Here is a 14535-nt window from a genome sequence, read left to right as displayed (position 1 = left end):
CGCGAGCCCCCGCCGGTACTCCACGCTCTGCGCAAACGAGCTCTGCGAGTCGTAGCTGTTCAGTATCGATCTGCCGAGCAGGATGGTCAGCTCGTTGCCGGTGACGCGGGAGGTTCTCGGTGTCGGCGTCTGCCGCGGACCGGGTTCGCCGTTTGCATCGAGCTGATAACCCACGCCGAAGAGCAGCGCGGTCGTATCGGGCCCGCCGAACGCCTGCACGTGATTCACTTGCATCTGCGCGATCCACCTGCGCTCGAAGTAATAAGCCGCCCGCGCGCTCCACACCACGCCCCAGCCATGCGTATTCGAATAAGTGCCGCCTGCGCCCGCGGCGGTGGTATCGAAGTACCTGTAAGGTCCCGCTCCCGCCGATAACTCCACCCGGTCGCGCCACAGCGGCAGGCGGCCCCAGAGTTGAACGGTCTGTCCATCGCGATGATGGTCGGGAATGTGTCCTTCGTTGATCCACGAGAAACTCCATGCCGCATGGCGCCCGAGTCCTTCGCGATAACTCCCTTCCCACGAGTAGGAATTCTCGCCTCGGCTGATCAGCGGGCCGGCAACAATATTCAGTTCCTGGGCATGAGTTGAAACCGAAAACGTCAGCGCCGCAGATAATGCGCCGGTCAATATCGACGTGCAAAACGATCCACCGAGTCTGTTTCGGTTAGCGAGCCTGGACGCGGACACTATTCACTTATCGGGTTGTGTTTTGTTAAGGGACTGTTCGCTATCGGGCAAAAAGATGCTGCGAACGAAAGGTTGGCAACCGCTTGTCTTCTGCAGTCAAGCCAAGGCTAACGCAAAGAAAGGCCGCCGTGGTGAGCTCGCTTTTTGCGGGTAACGTACCCTTTCGGGCGCACGGAAAATGAAATATCGTCGGCTCGCCACCCAGCAAACAATACGCATTGCCGTTACTATTTCAGCAATGAATACTCCCTTCCCAAGCGCATCTTCCGCGCTCTCCAATCCGCTTCTGGAGTTTGTCGAACGGTATCCGCAACTGTTTGTTCTGACCGGTGCCGGTATTAGTACGGAATCCGGAATACCTTGCTATCGCGACGAGGAAGGTCAGCGCACGGGTCGCGCGCCCATCCTGCTGAAGGATTTTCTCGGCTCCGAGTTCGCGCGCAAGCGCTACTGGGCGCGCAGCATGATCGGCTGGCCGATGCTCGCGGGCGCCGCGCCCAATGCGGCGCATCTGGCGGTAGCGCGGCTGGAACGGCTGGGTGTTTTCGAACGGCTCGTCACGCAAAATGTCGACGGACTTCATACGAGCGCGGGCAACACGCACGTGATCGAACTGCATGGCAACATTGGCCGGGTGCGCTGCATGACATGCGGTGACGAGACGCCGCGTGCGGCGCTACAGCAGCGGCTCATTGCGGATAACCCGGGCTTCGTTGGATTGGCAGCATTGCCGGTGGCGGACGGCGATGCGCAACTGGAAGGCTACGATTTCAACGCGGTCCAGGTGCCGCCTTGCACGCGCTGCGGCGGGATGTTGAAGCCTGACGTCGTGTTTTTCGGCGAGGGCGTGCCGCGCACGCGCGTGGATGCGGCTGCGGCCGCGCTCGATCAGGCCGATGCCATGCTCGTGCTCGGCTCGTCGCTGATGGTGTATTCGGGTTTTCGGTTTTGCGAATGGGCGGCGCGTGCCGGCAAGCCCATCGCGGCGGTCAATCTGGGGCACACCCGGGCGGATGCGCTCCTGCAGTTCAAGGTCGAAGCCCAATGTGGGCCGGTGCTGTCCGGCCTGGCCGATGCGCTCGAAGGCAACCGGTAATCAGTTGCCCTGTTCCTGCTCGCGCCGAATGCGCGCTTCTTCTTCAAGCCGGATGTCCTCGATCTCCTGCATCACGGCTTCGAGATCGACCGGGGTTGTATCGGCTTCGACGTGGCCTGTGAGCTTCGTATCCACGGTGAGCAGTCCCGCTTCGTAGAGCGTCCACATTTCCTTGCCGTAGTTCGACTTGAGCAATTCCGGCGCGAACTGGCCGAAGTAGGTCGCGAGATTGTCCACGTCACGCTGCAGCATGGCGGACGCTTCGTTGTTCCCGGCGGCGTCGACGGCCTGCGGCAAGTCGATGATCACCGGACCGTCCGATGCAAGCAGGATGTTGTACTCGGACAAGTCGCCGTGAATCATGCCCGCACACAGCATGCGCACCACTTCACGCAGCAGCGCGGCGTGCAATTCGAGCGCGCGGTCGTGACTCATGTCCACGTCGTTCAGTCGCGGCGCGACGTCGCCTTGCGCGTCCACCACGAGTTCCATCAGCAACACGCCGTCGGTGCATATGTACGGCTGCGGTACACGAACGCCGGCATTCGCCAGCCGGAACAGCGCATCGACTTCGGCGTTCTGCCACGCCTCTTCCTGCATTTGCCGGCCGTAGCGCGTGCCTTTTTCCATCGCACGCGCTTGCCGGCTGTTCTTCACCGTGCGTCCCTCGCGATACGACGCCGCCTGACGGAAGCTGCGCTGCTTCGCGTCCTTATAGACCTTCGCGCAACGGGTGGAATCGCCGCTTCGTACCACATATACGGTCGCTTCCTTGCCGCTCATCAACTGGCCGATGACCTCGTCGATCAGCCCTTCTTCCAGCAATGGCAGCAGTCTTTTTGGTGTTTTCATGAGGCCGCCGCACAGGAAAGGACTTCGCGGGAATCGCGAAGAGGGCGGAAGGCAGGGAGGCAGGAAATTGGAATCATGGCGGATTATAAAGGCAACGCGGACAAGCACGGGCAGAACGGGCGGCGTCCGGCAAGGGCTCCGGTTTGCGGAAAACGCGTTTCGACTCGGTGAGGCTGGAGCGAATCTTCGGACATGCGTTGAAAAGAGCCTGATCGGTTCAATGGCAGACATCGAGGCTATCAGTAAAACCAACGCTCAAGTTCTGAATAAGCCGTCCGTTAATCAGGATTGGCAGTATGCAAAGTTTCGGACGAGATTTTTACGAGGACTTTGAGCCATGGGTTTATATCCGGGCGGTGGACGCGTAGACGTAGCGAATTGAAAGCGCTTGTTTGTAGTGCGGAGCCAGCGGGCCAACGCACGGCACTGTAACAGCGGAAACGGTTCACTTCTGAAACACCCTGTTATTATCATATAGTATGAATATTCAGCGTATTGATATTGGAGAGGTTGACCATTTCGCTTAAGTCGCGTGGCATTTGGTTTAAATAATCTGATGATTATGTAATTACCGATTTTTATACCGCGTTACAAATTGTTACGTCGATATTACTAGTTTAAAACGTTTCGTCTATGTAACATCATTTCGGCTTTCAGCGTGCGTGGCGGTTGCAATTAAGTGATTCCGTTTTGCGATACGCCATCGCTGCGAGCCTTTCCTCCGAATTCAATCCTTCGCCGAGTTCCCTTGTTGGGCGCTTGGGGGCACTGCTGTGCCCGATCCCGGCTTCACCGCTACGACCAGGCGATCATCGAATGAAAACGAACGCGCTACTCAGCTATTCAATTTATTCAGTTCTGCTGTCGTTGGCCGCATGCGGCGGCGGAGGAGGCGGCGGTTCCAGCAACGCCGCCAGCGGTGGCGGCGCGGCTGCCGCTGCAAGCGGGAACGGTTCAGTCACCGCTTCCGGCACGTCCGCACCGGCTTCGGGTAACCCGGCAAGCGGCACTGCAGGGACAACCGGCAACGCGGGTGTAGTCGCCGGCGCGACCCCCGCAGTGGTCTCGCCATCGGTGGTGTCCAACGCGGCCTTGGTAATGACGTGCGCGGCGCCGGTCACGAGCGCGGCGTCATCGGGCGGCGGATTGATCGCAGTCGACACCCCCAGCGCCGATGGCACACGCATGTTCGCATCCGGCTCGACCTTCCAGCTCGCGATCGCGGCAAACCCTCCGGGTGCTGACACGCTTGCATGGACCGTCAACGATGCGCTCGGCAAGACCGTGGCGAGCGGCAACTTCGCGGCGCCATCGGGCGGCAGTACGACGACGCTCAATTGCACGTCGACAGTGGCGGGTTACTTCGCGGTATCGGCGACGCTTGCAAAAGCGGGTGGCGGCGTCCCGACGGCAGGCACGCGCCCGACCGGTTTCGCAACCTTCGGTGTTCTGCCCGATGTCACTCCGAGCCTGCCGGCGCCCACCTATGCGCATCAGGAGCAGCACCGGTTCGGCATGCAGGGTTTCAACGGCTGGACAGCGATGCTGGGCGCGCTCGGAATCAGCTCGACAATCGATGACCGCCAGTTGTCCAGCACGGAGCCGAATGGCCCCAACAGCTTCGCCGCGGCGGCCACGACGACCGATACCGGTTATTCAAGCGGCCAGATCATGCGGCTCGTGCGCCTGGACGGCATCCCGGCATGGGCCAGCCCGACCGGCGCGTTCAACGACAGCGCGTACTTGCCGAAGGATCAGGCAGGGTATCAGTCTTATCTGAACCAGGTTGGTTCGGAAACCGAAGCAATGCGCAGAAAGTACTTCCCGGCGATGACCAGCAACTACTATCAGGTCACGTGGGAGCCGGACCAGACGTGGCTGGGGTCGAGCGCGGATTTCGTAACGCTTTACAAGCTTGCATACACGGGACTTCATGCGACCGACCCCAACGCGGTCGTGATGGGACCGACAGGCGCGTTTCCATCGCTGACCACGAATCGGCTCAAAGCCATGGCGCCGCTTGGTCTTGCGCAGTATCTGGACGGCATCGCGACCCACGGGTATTACGATGCCGGCACATCGCCGTCGCATCCGCCGGAGCGTCTTGCCACCGATCCCGATCCGGCCAATGCCGCCAATGCGCTGATGAACGAGATGCGTAACTTGCGTCAGGAGATGCAGGCGGATTATCGGCCGGGCATGAAGCTGTTTGCCACTGAAACGGGTATCAGCTACGACCTCGGGACGTCGTACGGACCTGACTATCCGACATCGAACGTGCTGTTTGCGCAGGGCGCGATTGTCGCGCGCACCCACATCATCCTGCTGGGTGAAGGCGCGGATCAGACCTATGTGTTCTACGGTGCGGACTATCCGGGGGAGACCGGTTACGGCACGTTCTTCGATTTATCGAACGCACAGGGATCGTTTGGCGCTAGCAACGTCAGTCCAAAGCCCGCGGCGCTGGCGGTCGCGGCGATGACACGCGTGCTCGACGGGACGATCACGCTCGGTCCCGTGAGCGGTACGCCTTCGGGCGTCTACGCCTATGCGTTCGAGCAGCGCGGGACGGGCAATGCGGTGACGGCCTTGTGGACCCACAACAATGCGGTCTGGAGTGCAAGCGGCGGCTTTAGCCAAACCTATAGCGTGGGCTATACGCTCGCGGTCGATGCCCCGGGCACGAGCGGTACGGTTCAGGTGCTGGACTGGATGGGCAATGCTTCGAGCGTTGCCTATGGCAACGGTGTGGTGTCATTGAATTTGACCGAAGCACCGTTGTACGTGGTGGCGAAGAACGCCGGCGTGGCCAAGGCGAACGCGACGTTGCCCGTGGGTTACACCGGCGCGTGACGGAGCAGGCGTAACGCGTGTGGTGAATCGCCATATGCGCAAGGCGTCGGAGATCGGGCGACCGCGGGCGTAATGCCTCAAAGCGGGTTAGCGTCTATCGCTGTGCTCGCCTATGTCCGTCTGTTGCTTAAATCCCAGATTACCCGACGGTCACGCCGGGCGCCCATTTTCAGATGAGCGCGCGGAAAAGTGCGTTAGCGTGAGGTGTCTCAACAACGAGATTCGACTGAGTTAAAAGCGCGGCATCGCAAGCAAGTGACGCACTCGCCAAAACAATCCCGGAAGCGCCACACCAAAAACTCCTTGCAGCGCCCCCGGCGACACCCTTAACTCCCCAGCGCAGGATCCGTCATGCTGCTCTTGCCGGTCTCCACATGCCCGGCAAATCGCCGCACGAACGAGCTGTCCGTATCGATGGTAATCGTCACGTCATACCACCCGAACGCTTCACGCAGATCCAGATAAACCGTCTCCGTCCCGCCGCCGCGAATCGGCTGCTTGATCGTGGCGCCGGTTTCATAAGCGCTGGTGATCGTAAAGTTGCATTTCCCGGTTCCGAGATTCTTCAGGCGCAGTTGAAGGTTGCCATTCGCGACATCGTAGCCTTCGACCACTTCGGCGATCGCCTGATTGTCACTCCACCAATGCTGCTCCACAGCCTTGCCGGCAAAGCGCCGCAAGAAACCATTGGGACCGTGGATCACGTAGTCGTATGCGTTGGAAGCCGCCAGCGGCAAATCATCACGCAGACGCTTTCCGGCTTCGACCGTATAGCAGCTTGGCGCTGTCGTGCTGTTCGCGGTGAAAACCAAAAACGTCGCGCCCACGCTGCCCGTGTTGATGAAATCGAACGTGACGCCGTTGGTGGTGCCTGCATGCGCGTGAACGAACAACTCATAAGGCAGCGCACGCGCCTGACGTACACCGGCTTCCTGTTTCGGTACGGCCTGGATGGCGGGCGGCACCGGAACATAGTCGGGATGACGAATTTTCTGAACCGGGGCGTAACCGCTTGTATCGGGCAACGTCGGCAGGGTTGCGTTCGGGTTCTTGAAGTTGAACGCGGATGTCAGGTCACCGCAGATCGCCCGGCGCCATGGCGTGATGTTCGATTCGATGACATTCGGACGCGAACCAAAACGCTTCTCGATGAATTGAATCACGGACGTATGATCGAAGACCTCCGAGCACACGAAACCGCCTTTTGACCACGGCGAAACGACCAGCATCGGCACCCGCGTCCCCAGGCCGTATGCACCGCTCTGGTAGGTCGAGCTGCCCGGGAAGATCTCGTTGACGATACTGACCGTGGACTTGCCGTCGGACGCGGACGCGGGCGGAAACGGCGGCACGACGTGATCGAAGAAACCATCGTTCTCGTCATAGTTGATCAGCAAGACCGTCTTGCTCCAGACCGCCGGATTCGACGTGAGAATCTGCAGCACCTGGTCGACGTACCACGCGCCATAGTTCGCCGGCCAGTTCGGATGTTCCGAGAACGCTTCGGGCGCAACGATCCACGAAACCTGCGGCAACGCGTTGTTCTGGACATCGCGCTTGAGGATATCGAAGTATCCGTCGCCTGCTTGGGCGTTCGTGCCCGTACGCGCCTTCTGATACAGCGCGCTACCCGGCTGCGCGTTGCGATACTGGTTCAGGTAAAGCAGTGCGTTGTCGCCATAGTTGCCAATGTACGGGTCGTTGGTCCAGCCCCACGAACCGTTGGCGTCGAGTCCCGTGCCCGCGTCCTGATAGATCTTCCACGAGATGTTTGCCTTCTCCAGCACCTCCGGATACGACCCCCAGCTATAGCCGACTTCCGCATTGTCGATGACCGGTCCGCCGCCGTTGCCGTCGTTGCCGACCCAGCCGGTCCACATGTAATAGCGATTCGGATCGGTCGATGAATTGATCGAGCAGTGGTATGCATCGCAGATCGTGAAGGCATCGGCGAGCTGGTAGTGAAATGGAATGTCCTCGCGCGTCAGATACGCCATGGTCGTCGTGCCCTTGTAGGGCACCCATTGGTCGTAGCGGCCGTCGTTGTAGGCGCCTTTGCCCGACTTCCAGTCATGCGGCAAGTCCTGGATGAACTGGTTGCCGAGATCCGGCGCGCTGGGACGGAAGGGCAGCACTTCGCCAAGGCCTGCAGCCAGCGGCTGATTGAACACCGGCTTGCCGTTGGGCAGCGTGACGGCGCGTGTATCGCCGAACCCGCGTACGCCTTGCAGCGTGCCGAAGTAATGATCGAATGAACGATTTTCCTGCATCAGCACGACGATGTGCTCGACGTCCTGGATGCTCCCGTGCACATTGTTGGCGGGGATGGCGAGTGCGTTGCGAATGCCTGCGGGCACGACGCCCATTGCAGTGGCGGAACCGGCGGCCTGAACAGCGGCCCTGAGGAAGTCACGTCGGCTTTTTAAGGTCATGGGTTTTTATCAGTCGGGGTGGGGGAGAGAGAGTGGAGATTGCAGGTCGTACATCGAAATCACTCCGCCTCGTGAATCACGGGAGGCAGCAGGGGGTCGGACGCAGGCGAGGCGGGTGATTCTTTCGGCGGGCCAAGGCTCGACACAGCCGTGGAAGGCTGCGTCTGCTGCAATGCCCAGTTCTGGATGTCCGATGAACTCGCCGGGAGCGGCGCGGCAGTATCGGTTTGCGGTAAGGAGGATGGGGCGGCCGACGATGGCGCGTCGTGATCGCCACAGGCGGCGAGCATCGGGCAACCAAGCATCGCGCACAGCATCCAGGCGACGGTGACGGATCTCTTGAACACAAGCGTCCTCTGGACGGAAGGCAAACGTTGTCATGCGCGAACGCTTTGCGAGGGCATTGCACGGCATGACACCAAATGAACTAGCGAGAGGATAGAAATTACACGTGTAGGAATTATTAAATAAAGGAAATAATCGATTGCTGTAACGACAACGTAATGTAGTCGTCGGCTTAAGGAAGGGTTAGGGCGTCGTCATGCTGCACGTCCCGGGAACAGCGATTGCGCAAGCCTTCTGCATTAATTGACTAGTTAGTCCCGAGAAATCTACCGGAACGCCCCACATGTCCACGCCACTCAGCATCCGCCCTTTGCTGTTCGATTCCACTTTCGAGCAGATCCCCGCCGACGAAGCCGAGACAACGCAAAACCTCGTCAAGACGCTGCGAGGCATCATTGAAACCACTTCCGCCGACTATGGTCATGCCGTGCGCAGCGTCCACGCAAAAAGTCACGGCTTGCTGCAAGGCGAGCTGACCGTGCCGGAAGGTTTGCCGCTCGAGCTCGCACAAGGCGCGTTTGCCAAGCCCGGAACGCTCCCTGTCGTCATGCGGTTTTCGACTAACCCCGGCGATATCCTCGATGACAAGGTTTCCACGCCGCGTGGCCTCGCGTTGAAAATCATCGGCGTGCAAGGAGAGCGTTTGCCCGGCGCCGAAGGCCAGGTGACGCAGGACTTCGTGATGCAGAACGCGCTTGCGTTTACCGCCGCGACGCCGAAGGCGTTTCTCACCACGCTCAAGGCGCTGGCGAAGACAACCGATAAAGCGCCTGGCCTTAAGCAGGCGTTATCGGCGGTATTGCGCGGCACCGAGTCCGCTGTCGAGGCACTGGGCGGCGAGAGCGGCACGCTGAAGAGCCTCGGCGGGCACCCGAAAACAAACCTGCTTGGCGAGACCTACTCCACGGTCGTGCCGGTCCTGTATGGCTCGTATTACGGGAAGGTAGCGATCGTGCCGGTATCGCCGGAACTCGTCGCGCTGAAAGATGCGCCTGTGGATCTCGACGACAAACCCAATGGCCTGCGCGAAGCGGTCAATGAATTTTTCGCGACCACCGGCGGCGAGTGGGAAGTGCGCGTGCAGCTCGCAACCGACATAGAGAAGATGCCGGTTGAAGATGCATCGAAGAAATGGTCGGAGGAAGACAGTCCGTTCGTCACGGTCGCGCGCATCCGGGTGGTCTCTCAGCCGGCATGGACCGATGCGCGTTCGGTAGCGGTAGATGACGGCCTCGCCTTCAGCCCGTGGCATGGCCTGAGTGCGCATCGGCCAATTGGCGGGGTGCAGCGCTCGCGCAAACCCGCCTATGAAATGTCCTCGGGATTCCGGGCCCAGTTCAACGGCTGCCCCATGCACGAGCCTGAGTCACTGGACCGCCTGCCCGACTGATCATCGGCGGTTGAAATCCAACGCCCGGTCCGCGGAATGCGGACCGGGCGTTTCTTATTCAGCGCGTTCGCAGAAACTGATGCGATTGCCGAACGGATCGGACACTGAGAGCACGCGACCCCATGGCATGGTCTCGACGCCCGGCCGCGCATGCCGGTAGTTCTTTTGCGTCAACTCGGCATGCCATTCATCGATACCTTTCATGGGGACGAACAGTGCGGAGCCCGGCGTGGCATCGCCGAAATGTTCGCTCAGATGCAGCGTCATTGCATCGCGCGAAATCTGTGCGTAAAGCGGTGCGTCTTCCGAAAACCGGTGTTCCCATTCCCATTTGAAGTCAAGGAAATCGACGTAAAACTCCCTGGCTTTATCGATGGAAAAAATTCGGAAGATAGGGATGGCGGGCGACAGTTTCAAAGCGAGCTCCAACGCGTTTCAGGACACTCGATCTTGCCGCATAAGCGCGCCCTTGCCCACCCGCGCGAACCGTCGAACGTTTGCTCACCAAGGCCGGTACGTGGGGGCGCATATATATGAAGAATTCGTTAAAGCTTCTCCCTTACATGCCGTAAAAACGTTGTCAGCGGCAGATTGCAAACACCGCGACAACTCCGCACCGGGGCCTTGGTTAGACACAGGCGAACGCGGACGTGACCATAAAACAATGCTGCGGGCAGAGAGCACGGGAGAACATATGGCAATCGACACGGCGCAGCAGGTCATGCAGCTTGGCGACTATGCGAAGCGGCTCAGCGCGGCGCGCGATCGGAGCTACGCACTCGCACGCGAGGTCGAGCGCTCGCGAGGCGTGCTGGACTTCATGGCGCACGATCCGGCGAGTGACCCGGCTTTATGCGAATACGCGACAAAGGCGCTCGAGCTGCTGTGCGAAAACCTCGTGCGTTTATGCGCGCTGACCGACGAGGCGTCGGCGAACGCCGAAGCGCTTGCAAGTCTGCCTCTGAAGTATTTTTCAAACGAGACGGGCACCGCTGGCGAACTGGACGCCGCGGTGGCGTCGCTTGTCGAGGCCACGACCACGGCGGAAACCGAACTCGTCGAACTTGCACAGGTAGTGGCAGAAGCGTGCGAGGCGGTCGACGAGATGCGCCGGCCAGAACAAATCGGGTAAACCCCGAAGATCGTAATTTTGACGCGGTAGTATTCGGGTATACGCGAAACGCCTTGCGTTTCGTGCGCGTCCCGTGGCAAGACGTTCGCCGGCGATCCCGGCTGACTCTCTTGCCCGACGCAAACAGGAGAGTCCGCCGCGGCGGACTCGTCGTATCGGAAGCGGTCACAAGCCGTTACCGGCACTTGCCCCGGGTATTACACATGTCCATCGCTTCCATTGCGCAGGTTTTTTATCGTGCGCATCGCTTCCAGCCCGCTGCCGGCGCGTCTTGTGCCGCTGTTGCTCCCGTTCCCTCATCACGCCTGCTGTCCCTCCTGCTTGGCTCCGATCCCGGACTGTTGCGCTTTCATACCGCGTTGCGCAGCGCGCTTGCGTGTTTGCTGACCGGGTTCGTGACGATCGGCTGGACCGTCGCGACGCATCAGCCGCCGACGCTCGCGGCATTCGCATTGTTGTTCGCGATGATCGCACCGCTGTTTCTGCGCGATGCCGGATGGCGCGGCTGGTTGCGTTCCCTTGCAGCAATCTACGGCGCGGGATGCGCGAGTTTCGTGGCCGCCACTGCGCTTGCCCCTTGGCCGCTTGCCGCCGATGCCGCCTTTCTCGCCGTGCTCTTCACCGGCATGCTGGTACAGGCGTGCGGGCCGCGCGCGCTCGGTAGTGCAATGACCGCTGTCGTCGCGTTCTATCTCGGGTTTTATCTGCATCCGACGTTTGCGCATGCGTGCATGACGCTGGCGTTATCGACCGCAGGCGTCGCCATTGTCGTGCTCACCGGGCGCGTACTCGTACCCACGCATCCGCGCGCCACCCTGCAGCGCGCACTGAGCACGGTTGCGCAGCGTGCGGCGCTCGTTCTCGCTGACCGTCGCGCGGATGAAGCGCAGGCGATCGCCCATTTATCGTCCCTCAACGAAGCGGCGCTCGCCGTCGAAGAGCAACTCGATCTGCTCGATTTCGCCGGCGCACAGCGGCTGTGCGCGAGGTTGATCGAGGTGGAAATCGCCGCCGCCCTGCATGCACGGGAAGGCGCGCTGCTCGAACAAACCGATGAACGCTTGCGAATCGCGCTAAGGCGTCTTGCGCGTGCGGGCCGGGATGCGGGAAGTTCGACCACGCGCGCAGCGGCATCGAAGAAATCCATTGCCTCGTGGCGCGGGCTTCTTTCATGGCTGCCAGCAAGCCGGGCCACGACGGCGGCGTTGATCGCCATGCTGATCGGACATTCGGTTTCGCCTGACCGCTGGTTCTGGGCGGTCATCACTACCTTCGTCGTTTTCCTCGGCACACGTTCGCGCGGCGACACGATCCGCAAGACTGGGGAGCGCGTAGCCGGCACGCTGGCCGGCGTTGCGGTCAGCGCGATGCTGGTCGAACTGCTTCATGGCATGCCGGTGTTGATCGTCATCGCGATGATCCTGTGTGTCTTCGGCTGGGCGTACTTCATCCTGACCTCCTACGGGCAAGGTGTGTTTTTCATCACTGTGCTGGTGGGGCTGATCTATGGCGAATTGGGATTCGCGATCGGCCCACTGGTCGAAATGCGCGTGGAGGAAGTGTTCGTTGGCTGCTTTGTAGCCGTGGCGGTAGCCGTACTGATGATGCCGCTGCGGACGTCGCATCACATCGATGCAAAAGTGGAGAGCGTGCTCGCCGCGCTCAATGAGATCACGCGCCTAACCGAAACATCATTTGATGCGCACGCAAGCATCGCGTCCATGCGCACGCTCGACCGTCGCTGGCACGAATTGCAAGCGGCGTTGCGCCCCTTGCGCACGCAGCGTGTGTTTGCATGGAATACGCAGATGGAGCTTGCTATCGGACCACTCTTTGCATGCGTGCAGACCGCGCGGGAACTGACCGGGCTTACAGCGCGCGGCGCAAGTCACGTCGCTGCGATCGATGAAATTCGCGCCCGTCTGGCGGGTGCGATGTCGTTGTTTGCATTGCGTTCGGGGCGTGCCGCTGCGTCTTCAATGAATCACGAGACCCGTTCCAGCGAACTCACAACGGCACGTCAAACCTGACGCGTGATCAACGCGACATCATGTTCATGCTGACGTTGTGCATGATCCAGATCGACCCGCCGATCAGGATCACCGCCGTCATCACGGTGAATCCGAACGCCATCACGTTCCATGATTGTTCCGACGATGCATTCAGGTGCAGGAAATAAACAAGGTGCACGACCACCTGGATCAGCGCGAGCGCGGCGATCAGCAAAATGGCCGTGCTGGTCTCCATGCCGTGCCCCATCACGACGAAAAACGACGCCGCCGTCAGGATCACCGACAGCGCGAAACCGATCAGATAAGAGCGCACGCTGCCGTGCGCCTCGCCACCACTATGCACATTTGAGTTCGACATTCAGGCCACGCTCGCGAGATAGACAAACGTAAAGACGCAGATCCATACTACGTCTAGGAAGTGCCAGAAAAGGCTCAGGCATGTCAGGCGGCGCAGCATGGTTTCGCTGAGCTGCCCCTTGAAGATCACCTGGCCCGCAAGCACGACCATCCAGATCAGACCCAGGGTCACGTGCAAACCGTGCGTGCCGACCAGCGTAAAGAACGACGAGAGGAACGCGCTGCGATCCGGCCCGTTGCCCTCGGCTACAAGATGCGAGAACTCGCGAATCTCGAGCACGATAAATGACAGCCCCAGCAAGAACGTCACCGCAAGCCAGAGCAACAACGCTCCGCGATTCTGCTTTTGCGCGCCGATCATGCCAAAGCCGAAGGTGATGCTGCTCACCAGAAGGATTGCCGTTTCGATCGCAACACCCTTGATCTCGAAGAGATCCTTCGCGCTCGCGCCGCCAGCGAACTGATGGCTCATCACCGCGAACACCGCAAAGAGGGCTGCGAAAATCACGCAGTCGGTCATCAGATACAGCCAGAAGCCGAACACGCTATGCGACTCGGGATGATGGTGCGCCGAGGGATCCTCGTCGGCGAGATGCACCGTATTTACTTTTTGAAGCATTACTTCACCTCCTGCGCAAGCGCCGCATGGCCGCGGCCTTCTTCAATCCGGCGAACCGTTTCCGCCGGGATGAAGTAACCACCGTCCTCAATGCTCGAATGCACGATCACGCTCAGCACGATCCCGATCAGGCCGACGATCGCAAGCCACCAGATATGCCAGACGCCGGCAAAGCCGAGCATCAGGCTGAACACGCCGATAAACACACCCGCAGCCGTGTTGGAGGGCATATGGATATCGTCGAAATGCACCGGCGTTGCCAGCTCGCCCGATTCCTTGCGATGCATGAATTCATCGAGTCCGTGAACGTGCGGGATGACCGCGAAGTTATACGGCGCCGGCGGCGAACTGGTCGCCCATTCGAGCGTGCGCCCATCCCACGGATCGCCGCTCAGGTCGCGATTCTCCGGCAGGTTGCGGTCGCGAATGCTGACGTAGAGCTGAGCCAGTTGATGCGCAATCCCGATCGCGATCAGCACCGCGCCCACCTCCGCGAGCAGCAGCCACGGATGCCATTGCGGGTTGTCGTAGTGATTCAGGCGGCGTGTCATGCCCATGAATCCAAGCACGTAGAGCGGCAGGAACGCCACGTAGAAACCGACCAGCCAGAACCAGAACGCGCGTTTGCCGAGCTTTTCGTTGAGCTTGAAACCAAAGGCCTTCGGGAACCAGTAATTGAAGCCCGCGAGGTACCCGAACAACACGCCGCCGATGATCACGTTATGAAAGTGCGCGATCAAAAAGAGGCTGTTGTGCA

At 60.3% G+C, this 14535-nt stretch carries 13 protein-coding genes and 1 pseudogene; 5 read left to right on the top strand and 9 right to left on the bottom strand.

Features of this window, described 5'->3' with window-relative positions:
- Positions 1-630 (bottom strand): annotated as a pseudogene (locus tag ACFFAR_RS10225) (hypothetical protein); the annotation flags it as partial.
- A gap of 298 nt (positions 631-928) precedes the next feature.
- Here ACFFAR_RS10225 and ACFFAR_RS10220 point away from each other — a divergent pair.
- The gene (locus ACFFAR_RS10220; protein WP_174362574.1) at positions 929-1786 is read left to right on the top strand and encodes an NAD-dependent protein deacetylase; all 858 of its coding nucleotides are present in this window, start codon (positions 929-931) and stop codon (positions 1784-1786) included.
- Here ACFFAR_RS10220 and ACFFAR_RS10215 read toward each other — a convergent pair whose 3' ends face one another.
- Entirely contained in the window at positions 1787-2638 is an 852-nt protein-coding gene (locus tag ACFFAR_RS10215) for a PA4780 family RIO1-like protein kinase (RefSeq protein ID WP_062002801.1), read from the bottom strand.
- 848 nt (positions 2639-3486) lie between these two features.
- A complete protein-coding gene (locus ACFFAR_RS10210) occupies positions 3487-3825 on the bottom strand; it encodes a hypothetical protein (protein ID WP_375507836.1) in 339 nt (112 codons plus the stop codon).
- Here ACFFAR_RS10210 and ACFFAR_RS10205 point away from each other — a divergent pair.
- On the top strand, positions 3824-5491 hold the full coding sequence (locus ACFFAR_RS10205) for a hypothetical protein (RefSeq protein ID WP_375507835.1): 1668 nt from the start codon (positions 3824-3826) through the stop codon (positions 5489-5491). The genes ACFFAR_RS10210 and ACFFAR_RS10205 overlap by 2 nt on opposite strands.
- Before the next feature lie 326 nt (positions 5492-5817).
- Here ACFFAR_RS10205 and ACFFAR_RS10200 read toward each other — a convergent pair whose 3' ends face one another.
- Entirely contained in the window at positions 5818-7923 is a 2106-nt protein-coding gene (locus ACFFAR_RS10200) for a phosphocholine-specific phospholipase C (protein WP_062172514.1), read from the bottom strand.
- 59 nt (positions 7924-7982) lie between these two features.
- On the bottom strand, positions 7983-8270 hold the full coding sequence (locus tag ACFFAR_RS10195) for a hypothetical protein (protein ID WP_155524336.1): 288 nt from the start codon (positions 8268-8270) through the stop codon (positions 7983-7985).
- Positions 8271-8551: 281 nt separating this feature from the next.
- Between ACFFAR_RS10195 and ACFFAR_RS10190 the strand changes: the two genes are divergently transcribed.
- Positions 8552-9658 carry a catalase family protein gene (locus tag ACFFAR_RS10190; RefSeq protein WP_174362576.1) on the top strand — a complete coding sequence of 369 codons (1107 nt, stop codon included), beginning with the start codon at positions 8552-8554 and terminating at the stop codon, positions 9656-9658.
- Positions 9659-9712: 54 nt separating this feature from the next.
- Here ACFFAR_RS10190 and ACFFAR_RS10185 read toward each other — a convergent pair whose 3' ends face one another.
- The gene (locus ACFFAR_RS10185) at positions 9713-10075 is read right to left on the bottom strand and encodes a glyoxalase superfamily protein (protein ID WP_174362577.1); all 363 of its coding nucleotides are present in this window, start codon (positions 10073-10075) and stop codon (positions 9713-9715) included.
- 277 nt (positions 10076-10352) lie between these two features.
- Between ACFFAR_RS10185 and ACFFAR_RS10180 the strand changes: the two genes are divergently transcribed.
- Both ACFFAR_RS10180 and ACFFAR_RS10175 read left to right on the top strand, forming a co-directional pair.
- On the top strand, positions 10353-10790 hold the full coding sequence (locus tag ACFFAR_RS10180; protein ID WP_062002806.1) for a hypothetical protein: 438 nt from the start codon (positions 10353-10355) through the stop codon (positions 10788-10790).
- Positions 10791-10993: 203 nt separating this feature from the next.
- Positions 10994-12820: an FUSC family protein gene (locus ACFFAR_RS10175; protein WP_174362578.1), complete on the top strand. Its 1827-nt coding sequence runs from the start codon at positions 10994-10996 to the stop codon at positions 12818-12820.
- A 7-nt stretch (positions 12821-12827) separates the two neighbouring features.
- On the opposite strand, the gene cyoD is transcribed toward ACFFAR_RS10175, so the two are convergent.
- The 3 genes from cyoD to ACFFAR_RS10160 all read right to left on the bottom strand — a co-directional run.
- On the bottom strand, positions 12828-13160 hold the full coding sequence (cyoD, locus tag ACFFAR_RS10170) for a cytochrome o ubiquinol oxidase subunit IV (protein WP_174362579.1): 333 nt from the start codon (positions 13158-13160) through the stop codon (positions 12828-12830).
- Positions 13161-13778 (bottom strand): cytochrome o ubiquinol oxidase subunit III, encoded by a 618-nt coding sequence (cyoC, locus tag ACFFAR_RS10165; protein ID WP_174362580.1) that lies wholly within the window; start codon positions 13776-13778, stop codon positions 13161-13163. It lies immediately after the preceding gene.
- A partial coding sequence (locus ACFFAR_RS10160) for a cbb3-type cytochrome c oxidase subunit I (protein WP_174362581.1) occupies positions 13778-14535 on the bottom strand: 758 nt, incomplete at its 5' end. The genes ACFFAR_RS10160 and cyoC, both read right to left, overlap by 1 nt.

Origin of the sequence: uncultured Caballeronia sp. (assembly GCF_964243625.1) — a bacterium.
Taxonomy (GTDB): Bacteria; Pseudomonadota; Gammaproteobacteria; order Burkholderiales; family Burkholderiaceae; genus Caballeronia.
The sequence above is the reverse complement of the archived record's forward strand: the minus strand, read 5'-3'. Positions and strand labels throughout refer to the sequence as shown.

What these genes read in the sequence shown, in the direction of transcription:
- ACFFAR_RS10200 (WP_062172514.1), bottom strand. Translation starts at nt 7,923, where the DNA reads ATGACCTTAAAAAGCCGACGTGACTTCCTCAGGGCCGCTGTTCAGGCC.
- cyoD (WP_174362579.1), bottom strand. Translation starts at nt 13,160, where the DNA reads ATGTCGAACTCAAATGTGCATAGTGGTGGCGAGGCGCACGGCAGCGTG.
- cyoC (WP_174362580.1), bottom strand. Translation starts at nt 13,778, where the DNA reads ATGCTTCAAAAAGTAAATACGGTGCATCTCGCCGACGAGGATCCCTCG.
- ACFFAR_RS10180 (WP_062002806.1), top strand. Translation starts at nt 10,353, where the DNA reads ATGGCAATCGACACGGCGCAGCAGGTCATGCAGCTTGGCGACTATGCG.
- ACFFAR_RS10210 (WP_375507836.1), bottom strand. Translation starts at nt 3,825, where the DNA reads ATGCGTGTGCCATCGGCGCTGGGGGTGTCGACTGCGATCAATCCGCCG.
- ACFFAR_RS10175 (WP_174362578.1), top strand. Translation starts at nt 10,994, where the DNA reads ATGTCCATCGCTTCCATTGCGCAGGTTTTTTATCGTGCGCATCGCTTC.
- ACFFAR_RS10220 (WP_174362574.1), top strand. Translation starts at nt 929, where the DNA reads ATGAATACTCCCTTCCCAAGCGCATCTTCCGCGCTCTCCAATCCGCTT.
- ACFFAR_RS10205 (WP_375507835.1), top strand. Translation starts at nt 3,824, where the DNA reads ATGTTCGCATCCGGCTCGACCTTCCAGCTCGCGATCGCGGCAAACCCT.
- ACFFAR_RS10190 (WP_174362576.1), top strand. Translation starts at nt 8,552, where the DNA reads ATGTCCACGCCACTCAGCATCCGCCCTTTGCTGTTCGATTCCACTTTC.
- ACFFAR_RS10215 (WP_062002801.1), bottom strand. Translation starts at nt 2,638, where the DNA reads ATGAAAACACCAAAAAGACTGCTGCCATTGCTGGAAGAAGGGCTGATC.